Here is a 14135-nt window from a genome sequence, read left to right as displayed (position 1 = left end):
TGGAATACCTTTTTCCAATGACCACCACGTCCCACGTCGACGGCGGCACTCTGCCACCGATCCCGGCTGTCTCCGAGAATCCGAATCATCAACGTCGCTGGCTGGTGCTCTGCATCGTCGCGTTCGCTCAACTCATGGTGGTGCTCGACGGCACCATCGTCTCCATCGCCCTACCGGCAGCCCAGGAGGAACTGGGCATAAGCGACCTTGACCGCGCGTGGGTGGTCACGTCGTACGCCTTGGCGTTCGGTGCGCTGCTGCTCCTCGGCGGACGTATCGCGGACTACTGGGGCCGAAAGCGATCCTTCATCGTCGGCATGGCGGGCTTCGCGGTTGCCTCCGGCATCGGCGGCATCGCGCAGAGCGGTATCGAACTGTTCATCGCTCGCGCCGGCCAGGGCGTCTTCGCAGCACTGCTCGCGCCCGCTGCGCTGTCGATGCTCACCACCACCTTCATCGGAGAGAAGGAGCGCGCCAAGGCTTTTGCCGTCTACGGCGCGATCTCCGGCGGTGGCGCTGCCATCGGCCTGCTCCTCGGTGGAGTGCTGACGCAGTACGTCGACTGGCGTTGGTGCCTGCTCGTCAACATCCCGATCGCGCTGATAGCCATCGCTGCAGCCGTCCCGATCGTCAAGGAAACCAAAGCGCACGGCGACACGAGCTACGACCTTCCCGGCGCTGTCCTCATCGCCCTGGGGCTCGGCTCACTGGTCTACGGATTCACACGCGCCGAGCACGGCTGGGGTCAGGCGGACACTTTGCTGTTCATCGCACTGGGCCTGGTCTTCCTCGCCATCTTCGTGGTCGTCGAGAGCCGCAGCAAGAATCCGCTTCTACCGCTGAGCGTTCCGTGGCATCGTGATCGCGGCGCTGCTCTGATCGGCTCCATGCTGGTGGGCGCCGCCCTGCTCGGCGGCACGTTGTACCTGACGTTCTACCTGCAGATCGTGCTCGGATTCAGCCCGGTCATGGCCGGCGTCGGATCGCTGCCGATGGCGTTCTTCATCGTCTTGGCGTCGACCATCGCAGCGCAGTTGTCCACCAAGATCGGCCCCAAGCCGCTCATGGTCGCCGGCCCGCTGGTGGCAGCAGTAGGACTGCTCATGCTGACCCAGATCGAGGTACACAGCTCCTACTGGACGCACGTGTTCCCCGGCCTCGCGATCTTCGGCTTCGGACTGGGTCTGCTGATGGTGCCGATGCAGAACCTCGCACTGATCGGTGTCCCCGACCACGACGCCGGCGCTGCCAGTGCCCTGGTCAACGCCACCCTGCAGATCGGCGGCGCACTCGGAACCGCACTGTTCACCACGATCTACGCTTCGGCCAAGTCGGCCTTCACCGCCGACAACGCGGCGCCGATCCCGCCGGAAGGCATTCCTGTCGACATGTCGAACGCGACCATCCCGACTGGTGACCAATTGGCGCTACTCCCCCAGCCGGTGCAGGACTTCGTCGCCTCGATGACGGACTACTTCTTCGGCGCCGAGGTATCCGGATACTCGGCCGCATTCGGTTGGGCGGCAGTCCTGTTGGCGATCATCGCACCGGTAGTGCTGGTTCTGGTCCGCGCCAAGAAGGGTGATCTGCCCGCCGAGGGTGCAGTCCACATGGGGTAACCCCTGTGCGCCTTTATTAACCGCCCGCGGTTAATAAAGGCGCACAGCAGGTCAGGCCTTCCTCAACACCTCAGCCACCGGAGTGCTGCTGCGGCCGATCAACTTCTGCAGGTCACCCGACTCGGTGTCCAACGCCCCCTTGGCAATTGCAGCATCGGAATCGGCGAGGATCTGCGCAACCGGTGCAGGCAGTCCGACGCTCTCGAGAATGCCTTCGTATGCCTGCTCGTCCACGAACTGGTACGCGACGGGCTTGCCCGCGAATTCGCTGATCTTTGCGGCCAATTCGGCGTAGGTGAGCCTCTCGTCACCGCCCAACTCGTACACTGCGCCTTCGTGGCCATCGGTGGTCGCGACTACTGCTGCGGCGTCGGCGTAATCCGCACGCGCCGCAGCCGCGATCTTGCCTTCCGCTCCCGCACCGACCAGTGCGCCGCGTTCGATCACACCGGCCAGGTCGTTGGTGAAGTTCTCCCAGTACCAACCGTTGCGCAACAGCGCGAACGGAATACCGCTCCGAGTGAGCACGTCCTCGGTCGCCTTGTGCTCGGCAGCAAGCTTCATCGGCGTGTCCTGAGCATTCAAGATGCTCGTGTAGGCGATGAATCCGACGCCGGCAGCCTTCGCCGCGTCGATGATGTTGGTGTGTTGCGCGAGCCGTGACCCCACTTCACTTCCCGAGATCAGAACCAGCTTGTCGACGCCCGCCAGTGCGGTTTCCAACGCCGAGGCATCGGCGTAGTCCGCTTGGCGTACAACTACTCCGCGGGCGGCGAGGCTTTCCGCCTTCTGTGGATTGCGGACCACTGCGACGATGTCGGACGCGGCGGTTCCCCGCTCGATCAACGACTCGACTACCAGTTGTCCGAGGTTTCCGGTTGCGCCGGTGACTGCAATGCTCATGCGAACTCCCGATCCAGGTTGAAGCGTAAATGCGTTCTGCAACCATCATGCACTTATTTTTCGTAAGTGCAACACGTCGAGTTAGCGCTATGGGATCGTGCAGTAGTAGCCTGGGTTCATGACCAGCACCGACTCACCTTCACGTGCTGCCCAGACCCCTGATCCGAATGCCGACGTCGTGGACCCAACGCTCGAGGCTGACGTCTTCGCTCGCGGGTGCAACTCTCGGGCGGCATTGCAGAATGCAACCGGACGCTGGGGAGCACTCGCGCTGGCGGCATTGAACGAGGGCCCGTACCGGTTCAGTGCCCTTCGCCGACGCGTCGACGGAGTCAGCGAGCGCATGCTCTCGCAGACCCTGCAAACACTCGAGCGGGATGGCCTCGTGCACCGTGAGGTACTCGAAACCATCCCGCCCAAAGTGGAATACAGCCTGACCGAACTCGGCGCCGACGTCGCCGCAAAGATCACGGCCCTGATCGAACTACTCGAATCGCAGGTGCCGAAAATCGTTGCGTCACAAGCGTCGTACGACGCCCGGAATCAGCTCAACTTGTCCGAGAGCTGAGCGATGAACTCGTCGAATGCGTAGGGAACGCTCAGCACCGTCGGAGCGGACGTAGCCATCGCGTAGTCCATTCCGACCAGACGAACCAGACGGCCGTTCGACACCGAGGTCATGTTCGCGAACGGACCGAAGGACATCAGCTTGTCCAGGTTGGTGCCGTCGGCGTCGACGAGAATGAAGACGTCGGCGTCGAGTGTGTCGATGGATTCCATGCCCACGGACACCGAACTGTCGCCGGAAGTGCACACTGCGTCGACACCGGGCGAGGTCTTCACCCCGAGCTGGCCGAGAAGACGGATCCGCGGGTCGGTGCCGCAGAAGACGATCAGGCCCTCGTCGGTGCGCATTGCATACGTTGCGGTTTTGCCCTGGAACTGTGGGTGATCAGCGGCCTGCTTCTCGAAGTACGCCCCGGTCTCGTCGATCAGCGTCTGAGCCTGCTCCGGCTGTCCGAGCGCTGCACCGATCATGCTCATCTGCTTGTCCCACGCCGTATCCCACGGCTGGTCGGGGAACGCGACGGTCGGCGCGATGTCACTGAGACGCTTGTACTCGCCCTCGTCGATGCCGGAGTACACGGCGAGGATCACGTCGGGATCGAGCCCGAGGATCTGCTCGAACGGGATATCGGGATTGGTCGTCATGAGAACAGGCTTGGCACCGTTCAGACGCGAAGCGTCCCAGGGCAGGATGTTGTTCTCGATGCCGGCGCCGGAGAAGCTCTCCATGGCGACCGGAACCTTGTTCAGTGCGATCACCGCATCCTGGCCACTCCATCCGATGGTCACGATGCGCATAGGCTCCGCGTCGATCGTCGTCGAACCGTAGGCGTGGTCGACGGTCACGGGGAACGCCCCCACCTCGGCGGCACCCGAAGCTTCGGCGTCCGATCCGGAGTCACCTGAGGTTCCACAGGCGGAGAGCGTCAGCGCGACGCAAGCCGCGAGCAGTACGGAACGAGTTTTCATGAGTGGTCCTTCGAAAGCCGAATGGTCGACTCGGGACGCTAATGCGTTGCGCGCCTACACCCCGACTCGAAGGCCTCAGATGGCGGTTTCGCAACACAACGCGACACAAAAGACGAAAAACCCCGTGAGCCTTTCCGGTAGTGCGAACTACCGAAAAGGCGCACGGGGCCGAAGGCCCTGCCGTCAGAAGTTGATCATGTGGCCTGCGAGGCCGTGGATCGCTTCCTGCAGTGCCTCACTGAGTGTGGGGTGGGTGTGGACGTTGCGTGCCAACTCGTTGACCGTGAGGTCCCACTTCTGGGCCAAGGTCAGCTCGGGCAGCAGTTCCGAAACGTCCGGTCCGATGAGGTGCCCGCCGAGCAGTTCGCCGTACTTCTTGTCGGCGATCAGCTTGACGAAACCGGTCGGGTCACCGAGACCGTGTGCCTTGCCGTTGGCGGCGAACGGGAAGTTCGCGACCTTGACGTCGTAGCCCTCGGCCTTGGCCTGCTCCTCGGTCAAACCGAACGAGGCGACCTGCGGCTGGCAGAACGTCGCACGCGGCATCATCCGGTAGTCACCGAGTGTCTGCGTCTCCGCGCCGCCGATGGTCTCGGCAGCAACGACAGCCTGAGCTTCTGCGACGTGCGCGAGCTGCAGCTTGGCGGTGACGTCACCGATGGCGAAGATGTGCGGGACGTTGGTGCGCATGTAGTCGTCGATCGCGATGGCGCCGCGATCGGTCAACGCGACACCGGTGTTCTCGAGACCGAAGCCCTCCACGCGCGGTGCGAAGCCGACGGACTGCAGAACCTTGTCGACGACCACGGTCTCGATCTCGCCGGACTTGTTGTCCTTGATCGAGACGGTGACCTTGCTGCCGTCGTCGCTGATGGACTGCACAGCGGCACCGGTCTTGATGGTGACGCCGAGCTTCTTGTACTGCTTGGCGATTTCCTTCGAGACGTCGGCGTCCTCGTTGGGCAATGCCCGATCGAGGAACTCGACGATCGTGACGTCGACGCCGTAGTTCTTGAGGACGTAACCGAACTCCATGCCGATCGCGCCGGCACCGACGATCAGGATCGAACCCGGAAGGTCACGGGTGAGGATCTGCTCTTCGTAGGTCACGACGTTCTCGCTCAGCGAGGTGCCGGGCAGCAGCTTGGTGTACGAACCCGTCGCGATGATCGCGTTGTCGAACGTGATCGTCTCGGTGCCACCCTTGCTCAGCTCCACGCTGATGGTGTTGGCGTCGACGAACGTGCCCTTGCCGTCGTACTCCGGGATCTTGTTCTTCTTCATCAAGAAGTGAATGCCCTTGACTCGCCCGTCCGCGACCTTGCGGCTGCGATCGAAAGCGGAGCCGAAATCGAAGGACACGTCTCCGGACATGCCGAACGTCTTCGCTTCTTTCGTGAAGATGTGCGCGAGTTCGGCGTTACGGAGAAGCGCCTTGGACGGAATGCAGCCGACATTCAGGCATACACCGCCCCAGTACTTCTGCTCGATGATGGCGGTGCTCAGGCCCAGTTGTGCCGCGCGGATAGCAGCGACGTACCCACCGGGGCCGGCTCCGAGGACAACGACGTCATAGTGTGAGGTCACGATTCACCAGGGTAGTCCTGCATCGTTTCGCTGTCCCCAGATGGTCGTATTACCCGTCGGTAGCCCACACTTCTCGGGCAACTCGGGCGAAATTTCCGCCGTACACGGCCTCGATCGACGGCTCGTCGAAGCCCCGCTCACGCAATACCTGATCAAGTGTCAGCACCTCCTCCGGAGGAGTCCACTGCAGTGGCCCCCACGCGGTGTACGCCTCGGAGAACGACGACGGGTTCTGCTCGATCTCTTCGCGGAAGTCGTCGGCGTCGAATGAGAAGTCGGAGCCGATCCCGACATGATCGATGCCGACGAGTCCCACAGCCTCTTCGATGTGGTCGGCCATCGCGGACAGCCGAGCCTGGTCGTCATCCGGTCCGTTGACGCCGAGGAATATGCCCACGCCGTTGATCCCGACGACGCCGCCGGTCTCCGCACACGCTCTGGCCTGATCGTCGGTGATGTTGCGCGGATGCTCCCACAACCTTCGGAGGTTCGAGTGGCTGTAGATCATTGCTCGCTGGGTGATAGCTGAGATGTCCAACCCCGTCTGTACAGAACAATGTGAGCCGTCGACCGTCATTCCGACGCGATTCATCTCGGCAACCAGGTCACGGCCGTATCCACTCAACCCCGTGTCCGCCAGGTCCAAGCAGCCGCAGCCGGCAGCGTTCATGTAGTTATACGTCGGCAACATCGAGCGGACTCCGAGGTCGTAGAAGTACGAGACGTTGGCCAGGTCTCCCTCCAGCGGATTCGAGTCCTCCAGGTCGAAGGCCAGGGCGATTCCGCCGGACTCCTGAATCTCGACGACGCCGTCGACGGTGAAGACAGGGGTGATCTCCGGGAACTCGACCCGCGCCTGCCACGCGAAACTCTTGGCGATTGCCGTCGAGTCCGCGCGAGTCTGCGGCGAGTAACCGACGTTCACCGAAACGTAACTCCCCGCTGGGCGCTGATATCGGAGAAGATCTTCGACAGACGCGTTCGACTGCAGAGGTAGGCAACAATGTTGTTCCCATAGTGGATATGTCCGGTTCACTCACTAATCCCGTCGATGATCAGGGAAATTCACCTGAAACTGGTCGTACGTTCAGCAAATCTCTGGTTCACTGGCGGATAACGCACCGATGCGGTAGAACTTACAAGACTCACACGCCCTGTACCTATCGACAGAGCATGTACCCAGCATGAATTCCCGTACGGGAACAGCAACAAAGGACCGTTCACTCCTGGGCGGATTCGAAGGAATTTTAGGTGGAGGTTTCTGAACGTATGCGTGCTCGCACTTTCAAGCGTGGCCGTCTGGTCGCCGCTGTAGCCGCAGTATCCGTGCTGCCGATGCTGATCAGCCCTGCAGTGTCGTCCGCAGGCGGAGATCCGTCGACCACCACGGCAACTGTTGCCAAGGCAAACACAACGGGTTCCAAGCTCTCGAGCCGCACGGACAACGGGCGCATCGCCACCATCAAGGTGTACTCCCCTTCCATGGGACGCGACATTCCGCTCGAGGTCATCCTCCCGGCAGACGGCAGCGAACCCCGCCCGACCCTCTACCTGCTCAACGGTGCAGGCGGCGGCGAAGACCGGGCGACGTGGCAGCGTCAGACCGACGTCAACGAGTTCTTCGCTGACAAGAACGTCAACGTCGTCACCCCGCTCGAAGGTGCATTCAGCTACTACACCGACTGGGTGAACGACGACCCGTCCCTCGGCCGTCAGAAGTGGCAGACGTTCCTGACCCAGGAACTCCCGCCCGTCATCGACGCCGAGTTCAACACCAACGGCGTCCAGTCGATCTCCGCGATCTCGATGACCGCGACCTCGGTCCTCAACCTCGCCATCGCAGCTCCGGGCCTCTACAAGGGCGTCGGTGCATACAGCGGATGCGCCGAGACCAGCACACCGGTCGGCCAGTCCTCCATCGAACTGGTTGTGGGCATGCGCGGCGACGCTGACGTGACCAACATGTGGGGCCCCCTCGACGGCCAGGGCTGGATCGACAACGACCCCGTCGTCAACGCCGAGAAGCTCCGCGGCACCGAGCTCTTCATCTCCACCGGCTCCGGACTCCCCGGCCCGCACGACACCCTGAACAACGAGGCGATCAACGGACAGGTCGGCACACTCGCCAACCAGGTGATCGTCGGCGGCGTCATCGAGGCAGCAGTCAACTACTGCACCCACAACCTCGCCTACCGCCTCAACGATCTCAAGATCCCGGCCACCTTCGACTTCAAGCCGACCGGCACCCACTCGTGGGGCTACTGGGAAGACGATCTCCACAACTCCTGGCCGATGCTCGCTCGTTCGATGGGCATCTGACCGAAATCGTTCCGACTCGACCCCGCTCCCTGCACTTCCGGGAGCGGGGTCGAGTGCTTGTCTGGGCCGATTCGGGGGTTGATTCGGGGGTTAATTCCGGGGCCAATTCAATTGTCAGGCAATCGAATCGCGTCACTTTCTGCGCCCGCTCTGCTTTACTGACACATAACAAAAAGTGAACCTGTTCCAGTAAGGGCTCACAGGCACTTCGATCCGTTCCGGATCCGAAGACATTCAGGTGGAGGATCCGAACGTATGCGTGCTCGAATTTTCAAGCGTGGCAGTGTGATCGCAGCTCTCGCAGTGGCCACGGTGCTGCCGATGCTGATCAGTCCGGCGACAGCTTCTGCGGGCGGTGACACGTCCGGATCGCACGTCGTGAGCAACACCAAGACCGGCGACCGCAAGGTCACCATCTCGGTCTTCTCCCCGGCGATGGATCGCAACATCCCGCTCGAGGTCATCCTCCCCGCAGATGGCAGCGAACCCCGCCCGACGCTCTACCTGCTCAACGGTGCAGGCGGCGGCGAAGACTCGGCGACCTGGCAACGCAAGACCGACGTCATGAACTTCTTCCAGGACAAGAACGTCAACGTCGTCACTCCACTCGAAGGCGCGTTCAGCTATTACACCGACTGGGTGAACGACGATCCGGTTCTCGGTCGCCAGAAGTGGCAGACGTTCCTCACCAAGGAACTCCCGCCCGTCATCGACGCCGAGTTCAACACCAACAAGGTCCAGTCGATCTCCGCGATCTCCATGACCGCGACCTCGGTCCTCAACCTCGCCATCGCGGCTCCCGGCCTCTACAAGGGCGTCGGGGCGTACAGCGGATGCGCTGAGACCAGCACCCCCGTCGGTCAGAGTGCGATCGAACTTGTCACAGGTACCCGCGGCGGAGCTGACATCACCAACATGTGGGGCCCGCTCGACGGTCAGGGCTGGAAGGACAACGATCCGGTCCTCAACGCCGAGAAGCTCCGCGGCACCGAACTCTACGTCTCCACCGGCTCCGGACTCCCCGGCCCACACGACACTCTCGCCAATCCCGCGATCAACGGTCAGGTCGGTGCGCTCGCCAACCAGGCGATCGTCGGCGGCGTCATCGAGGCAGCGGTCAACTACTGCACCCACAACCTCGCCTACCGCCTGAGCGATCTGAAGATCCCGGCCACCTTCGACTTCAAGCCGACCGGCACCCACTCGTGGGGCTACTGGCAGGACGATCTCCACAACTCCTGGCCGATGCTCGCTCACTCCCTGGGCGTCTGACCCGATTCGTTCTCACTCGACCCCGCTCCAGTGTTTCGGGAGCGGGGTCGAGTGCTGTCGGGAGCGAGCAGTAAGAATGGACGTATGACTTCCGATCAGCAGCCCACCACCGGCGACGACCCCTACCTCTGGCTCGAAGACGTGACCGGTGAGTCTGCACTCGATTGGGTCCGTCAGCACAATGCCGTGACCGAGGAGCAGCTCACCGACAACGAGCGCTTCGATCGACTACAGAGCGACGTGCGCGAGATCCTCGATACCGACGCGCGAATCCCCTACGTCCGCCGTCGAGGTGAGTTCCTCTACAACTTCTGGCGCGACAGCACCCACGTTCGCGGATTGTGGCGACGCACGACGTTCGATCAGTACGTCACCGACGACCCGGAATGGGACGTCCTCGTCGACCTCGACGCCCTGGCCGAGGCCGAGGGCGAGAACTGGGTCTGGAAGGGCACGCAACTTCTACGGCCACACCGCAACCGTGCATTGATCAGCCTCTCCCGCGGCGGGGCAGACGCGGCGGTCGTTCGCGAGTTCGACATCGACAAGCGCGAGTTCCTCGCTCCCGAGGGCGAGAATCCCGGCTTCTACCTTCCCGAGGCCAAGACCGACATCGACTGGATCGACATCGATACCGTCTACGTCGGAACGGATATCGGACCGGGGTCGCTCACCGATTCCGGATATCCCCGTCTGGCCCAGCGGTGGAAGCGCGGCACTCCCCTCTCCAGCGCCGAGACCGTCTACGAGGGCCAGGCCACGGACGTGGCCATCTCGGCTTCGCACGATCCGACGCCCGGGTTCGAACGGGACTTCGTCACTCGCTCGGTCGATTTCTACAACTCTCAGCATTTCGAAGTTCGCCCCGACGGTGAACTGGTGCTCGTGGACGTCCCCGAGGACGCCGGGATCTCGATTCACCACGAGTGGTTGTTGATCCGCACCAAGTCCGTGTGGGCCGTCGAGGACACCGAATATCCGACCGGCGCACTGCTTGCCATCCGTTACGACGATTTCCTTGCCGGCTCACGAGCATTGACATCGATCTTCGAACCCGACGCACATTCCTCGCTCGAGCACTACACCTGGACACGCGATCATCTGATTCTGGTGGTCCTGACCGACGTGCGCACGACGCTGCGAATCCTGACGCCGGGCGAAAACGGCTGGGAGGATCGACCTTTCGAAGGGCTTCCAGAACTGACCAGTATCGAAATTCTCGACACCGACCCTGATGTCAGCAACGAGTACTTCGTCAATTCGAGTGGATACACCTCCCCTGCAACTCTTTTGCACGGCGTGATCGGCGAAACCGAACCCACTGCCCTCAAGCAGGCTCCCGCGTTCTTCGACGCCGAGGGCATCACCACGGAGCAGTTCTTCGCCACCTCTGCCGACGGCACCCAAGTTCCGTACTTCGTGGTGCGCAGTCCGCGTAGCGAGCCCGGCCCTACCCTGCTCTACGGGTACGGCGGATTCGAGATCTCGCTGACACCGTCGTACAGCGGTTCTCTGGGCCGTGCCTGGCTGACGCAGGGCGGAACCTATGTGGTTGCGAACATTCGTGGTGGCGGCGAGTACGGACCCGGTTGGCACACACAGGTTCTCAAGGCCGGGCGCCACAAGGTGCACGAAGACTTCGCTGCCGTCGCGAGAGACCTCGTCGATCGCGGAATCACGACCCCGGATCTTCTGGCAGCTCAGGGCGGTAGCAACGGCGGCCTGCTGATGGGCATCATGCTGACCAAGTACCCCGAGCTCTTCGGCGCCATCGTCTGTCAGGTCCCGCTGCTGGACATGCGCCGATTCCATCTCCTGCTGGCCGGCGCTTCGTGGATGGCCGAATACGGTGACCCCGATGTCCCGGAGGAGTGGGCATTCATCTCGGAGTACTCGCCGTATCAGAACATCGACGCCGCCGCGTCGTACCCACCGATCCTGATCGCGACGTCCACCCGCGACGACCGCGTCCACCCCGCGCATGCCCGCAAGATGGCCGCACGGCTGGAAGAGCTGGGCAAGCCGGTGCTGTATTTCGAGAACATCGAGGGTGGCCACGGCGGCGCCGCGGACAATGCTCAGCTGGCCTTCAAGACTGCGCTGACCTACGAGTTCCTCTGGCAGAAACTCGCCTGATCTTTCAGCGGTCGCGCAACCACGCGACGACGCGCTCGCTCACAGCGGTGGGATTGCGTATCCAACCGTTGTGACCGAGTGGTTCGTCGATGTGCGTCATCGTCACTTGGGCCCCGGAGAGCTTGTCCACCAGGTTCTTTGCCGACCGGCGTGGAGCGAGATCGTCCCCTTCGATCGTGATCGACAGAACCGGCAAGGTCAGGCGAGCGATCCGCTCCTCGTAGTCGATATCCGCACCGACGGGTTCCATGCGACCGGTCCTGGCGAACCGGGCCCAATCGGTGATCAGTACTTTCGACTGTCGACCGAAGCCGCCGACGTTGACCCGGTCTCCAGGCCAGAAGCCGGCGATGTTGGCTGTCACCGACATCGCGGACGAACCCAGATAGAGTCCGGGCGCACGGATTCCGGGGAATCCGCGGTGATACGGCGATCCGGAGGCAACCAGGATCAGTCCGCCGAGCCGGCCCCGAATCCTCGACGCGTACATGACCCCGATCTGGCCGCCCATGCTGTGCCCCATCAGAAATGGTGTGCTGGCCGGAAACCGCTCACGCACCACCTCGAACGTCGCCGGACAATCGATCGAGACCAGTTCCTGATATCCGAAAACACTCGACGCGCTCGGGCGCGGTTTGCTGTCACCTTGGCCACGCAGTTCACCGATGGCCGCATTGAAGCCGGCTTCGACCAGGGCCTGCGCCACCGGATCGTAGAACCCGGCGGGAACTCCGAGCCCGGGCAACATCACCACCACGGGTGCGTCGTCGTTCGGTCCGGGAAACAGACGGATCGGGGTCACGGTGCCGTCGGGGAGTTGGATCGGTACGGTCTCCATTCAACTCACACTAACCACCCACGCCGCGGATGGGCAGAGCCCACGCGCCGACTATTCGAGGCTTCCCACGATCAGCGGATCCGGAGTACCCACGATCTCGTAATCCTTGTTGTCGTAATCGAACTGACTGAGCACGTGACGCATCGCGTTTATCCGTGCGCGTTTCTTGTCATTGCTCTTGATGACGGTCCACGGAGCGGTGTCGGTATCGGTGAACCGGATCATCTCTTCCTTCGCCGCCGTGTACGCATCCCACTTGTCCAGAGAAGCGATGTCCATCGGCGAAAGCTTCCACTGCCGCACGGGATCGACCTGTCTGATCGCGAACCGCGTGCGCTGCTCCAGCGGGGAAACCGAGAACCAGAACTTGATCAAGCTGATGCCGTCGTCGACGAGCATCTGCTCGAACAACGGCACCTGGCGCAGAAATCGCTCATGCTCCTCGTCGGTGCAGAAACCCATGACCCGCTCGACCCCGGCCCGGTTGTACCAAGACCGATCGAACATCACCAGTTCCCCGGCAGCCGGAAGGTGCTGCACGTAGCGCTGGAAGTACCACTGCGTCGACTCGCGGGCCGACGGCTTCTCCAATGCGACGACCCGTGCGCCGCGAGGATTGAGGTGCTCCATGAATCGTTTGATCGTTCCGCCCTTGCCGGCAGCGTCGCGTCCTTCGAACACGATGGCGTGCCGTGCGCCGGTTTCCTTCGACCAGTTCTGCAGCTTGAGGAGTTCGATCTGCAGCAGACGCTTGGACATTTCGTACTCGTCCCGAGGCATCCGTGCGTCGTACGGGTAGCCCTCCCGCCAGGTGTCGACCTCGAAACCGTCCGGCGACGTCAGCAGCACCGGATCGTCGTCGTCATTGTCGTCGACGGTGAAGGCGGCGGTGTCGGCCAGATCGACGGCGGTCGAGAGATCCGCGAAGGCGCTGAGGAACGGTCGGCGTTCTGCTAAATCGGTCACCGCCGACAAGGTAGTCTCCCGCAGCAACCGTTCGGTGAAGCTGGGATGAACTACCGGGGTATGACACGACGGGCTCAAAAGATCAGGGTGCAGATGGGGGTCGTCCCCGATGGTGCCTGATGCGATCTCGCTTCAGAATTGAAGCATGACATTCGAAAGCAACACACCTCGCCCCTTCACCCGTTCCAACGACAAGAAAATGTTCGCCGGAGTGTGCGGCGGAATTGCAGATTACTTCGGCGCCGACGTCAATCTTGTCCGTCTACTCGCCGTTATCGCCGCTATTTGCACGGGCGGAACCGCGGCTTTGGTATATCTCGCCGCCTGGATGCTCATGCCGTTAGGTTGAGGATTCCGGCACCTGACATGGCGAGAATTACGCGCCGACAAAAGGTATTTCGGGGCCTACGCGCCAACACGAGCAGGCCCCGAAATCAACAATCTACTTGGCGGCCTTCAACTCTCCACCGCTGAGCGCAGCGAGGGCCTCGAGACCCTTGACGGCCAGGCCACTGACGCTGCCCAACCCCTGACCGATGATCGCACCGACTGAGCCGGCAGCGTCCATGACAGATCCTTCAAGCATGACGTTCTCCTTTAGATGTTCAGTGGTTCACTTGGGACGAGCAAATGACGCCGATCAGAAAACTCAGGGAACGACAGGCGGCGTAAAGCTGAGGGTGTCGAGAGATCCGAAGATTCCACCGGCGGTGTCAGCCAGTGAACCGAAGAGGTTTGCACCGACATTGTCCAATCCCAGCAGCATTGTCAGCAAAGCCTGCATCGGTGCACCGTCCCCATTCGGACCACCGAGAATATCCATCAACGAACCCATGTTCAGCTCCTCGCGTAGGTGATTCTTTTTACCGTCGGTGACGATTATCGAACCAGTCCGGCGGTAGACACTCGACGTGTCGACAGTCACATTAATCCGCGAGATAACGACTCGACACCACTAC

General features: G+C 62.2%; 14 protein-coding genes. 6 read left to right on the top strand and 8 right to left on the bottom strand.

Annotated features, from left to right (window positions below):
* The first annotated feature begins 17 nt into the window (after positions 1 to 17).
* On the top strand, positions 18 to 1619 hold the full coding sequence (locus G9U53_RS22930) for an MFS transporter (protein ID WP_064074219.1): 1602 nt from the start codon (positions 18 to 20) through the stop codon (positions 1617 to 1619).
* A 51-nt stretch (positions 1620 to 1670) separates the two neighbouring features.
* Here G9U53_RS22930 and G9U53_RS22925 read toward each other — a convergent pair whose 3' ends face one another.
* Positions 1671 to 2522 carry an SDR family oxidoreductase gene (locus tag G9U53_RS22925; RefSeq protein WP_064074220.1) on the bottom strand — a complete coding sequence of 284 codons (852 nt, stop codon included), beginning with the start codon at positions 2520 to 2522 and terminating at the stop codon, positions 1671 to 1673.
* Positions 2523 to 2640: 118 nt separating this feature from the next.
* Here G9U53_RS22925 and G9U53_RS22920 point away from each other — a divergent pair, with 118 nt between their 5' ends.
* A complete protein-coding gene (locus G9U53_RS22920; protein ID WP_007735410.1) occupies positions 2641 to 3090 on the top strand; it encodes a helix-turn-helix domain-containing protein in 450 nt (149 codons plus the stop codon).
* On the opposite strand, the gene G9U53_RS22915 is transcribed toward G9U53_RS22920, so the two are convergent.
* From G9U53_RS22915 to G9U53_RS22905, 3 genes are all read right to left on the bottom strand, one after another.
* Positions 3066 to 4058 carry an iron-siderophore ABC transporter substrate-binding protein gene (locus G9U53_RS22915; protein WP_054781530.1) on the bottom strand — a complete coding sequence of 331 codons (993 nt, stop codon included), beginning with the start codon at positions 4056 to 4058 and terminating at the stop codon, positions 3066 to 3068. The two genes, G9U53_RS22920 and G9U53_RS22915, sit on opposite strands and share 25 nt — an antisense overlap.
* A 183-nt stretch (positions 4059 to 4241) precedes the next feature.
* A complete protein-coding gene (lpdA, locus tag G9U53_RS22910; protein WP_003941477.1) occupies positions 4242 to 5645 on the bottom strand; it encodes a dihydrolipoyl dehydrogenase in 1404 nt (467 codons plus the stop codon).
* A 49-nt stretch (positions 5646 to 5694) separates the two neighbouring features.
* Entirely contained in the window at positions 5695 to 6681 is a 987-nt protein-coding gene (locus tag G9U53_RS22905) for a membrane dipeptidase (protein WP_058038501.1), read from the bottom strand.
* Positions 6682 to 6914: 233 nt separating this feature from the next.
* Here G9U53_RS22905 and G9U53_RS22900 point away from each other — a divergent pair, with 233 nt between their 5' ends.
* The 3 genes from G9U53_RS22900 to G9U53_RS22890 all read left to right on the top strand — a co-directional run bounded on the left by G9U53_RS22900 (position 6915) and on the right by G9U53_RS22890 (position 11372).
* Positions 6915 to 7964 (top strand): alpha/beta hydrolase family protein, encoded by a 1050-nt coding sequence (locus G9U53_RS22900; protein WP_021343370.1) that lies wholly within the window; start codon positions 6915 to 6917, stop codon positions 7962 to 7964.
* Positions 7965 to 8219: 255 nt separating this feature from the next.
* Positions 8220 to 9236 carry an alpha/beta hydrolase family protein gene (locus tag G9U53_RS22895; protein ID WP_003941485.1) on the top strand — a complete coding sequence of 339 codons (1017 nt, stop codon included), beginning with the start codon at positions 8220 to 8222 and terminating at the stop codon, positions 9234 to 9236.
* A gap of 84 nt (positions 9237 to 9320) precedes the next feature.
* Positions 9321 to 11372 (top strand): prolyl oligopeptidase family serine peptidase, encoded by a 2052-nt coding sequence (locus G9U53_RS22890; protein ID WP_075832594.1) that lies wholly within the window; start codon positions 9321 to 9323, stop codon positions 11370 to 11372.
* A 4-nt stretch (positions 11373 to 11376) separates the two neighbouring features.
* On the opposite strand, the gene G9U53_RS22885 is transcribed toward G9U53_RS22890, so the two are convergent.
* Together G9U53_RS22885 and ppk2 are read right to left on the bottom strand one after the other, a co-directional pair.
* Positions 11377 to 12210 carry an alpha/beta fold hydrolase gene (locus G9U53_RS22885; protein WP_020906717.1) on the bottom strand — a complete coding sequence of 278 codons (834 nt, stop codon included), beginning with the start codon at positions 12208 to 12210 and terminating at the stop codon, positions 11377 to 11379.
* Positions 12211 to 12261: 51 nt separating this feature from the next.
* Positions 12262 to 13176 (bottom strand): polyphosphate kinase 2, encoded by a 915-nt coding sequence (ppk2, locus tag G9U53_RS22880; RefSeq protein ID WP_024487730.1) that lies wholly within the window; start codon positions 13174 to 13176, stop codon positions 12262 to 12264.
* A gap of 145 nt (positions 13177 to 13321) precedes the next feature.
* Between ppk2 and G9U53_RS22875 the strand changes: the two genes are divergently transcribed.
* A complete protein-coding gene (locus tag G9U53_RS22875; RefSeq protein ID WP_003941534.1) occupies positions 13322 to 13525 on the top strand; it encodes a PspC domain-containing protein in 204 nt (67 codons plus the stop codon).
* Positions 13526 to 13618: 93 nt separating this feature from the next.
* Here G9U53_RS22875 and G9U53_RS22870 read toward each other — a convergent pair whose 3' ends face one another.
* A complete protein-coding gene (locus G9U53_RS22870; protein WP_003941503.1) occupies positions 13619 to 13762 on the bottom strand; it encodes a hypothetical protein in 144 nt (47 codons plus the stop codon).
* A gap of 63 nt (positions 13763 to 13825) precedes the next feature.
* Entirely contained in the window at positions 13826 to 14101 is a 276-nt protein-coding gene (locus G9U53_RS22865) for a hypothetical protein (RefSeq protein WP_003941513.1), read from the bottom strand.
* Positions 14102 to 14135 lie beyond the last annotated feature (34 nt).

Source organism: Rhodococcus sp. D-46 (genome assembly GCF_011290655.1).
GTDB classification, from domain to species: Bacteria; Actinomycetota; Actinomycetes; order Mycobacteriales; family Mycobacteriaceae; genus Rhodococcus_F; species Rhodococcus_F qingshengii.
The sequence above is the reverse complement of the archived record's forward strand: the minus strand, read 5'-3'. Positions and strand labels throughout refer to the sequence as shown.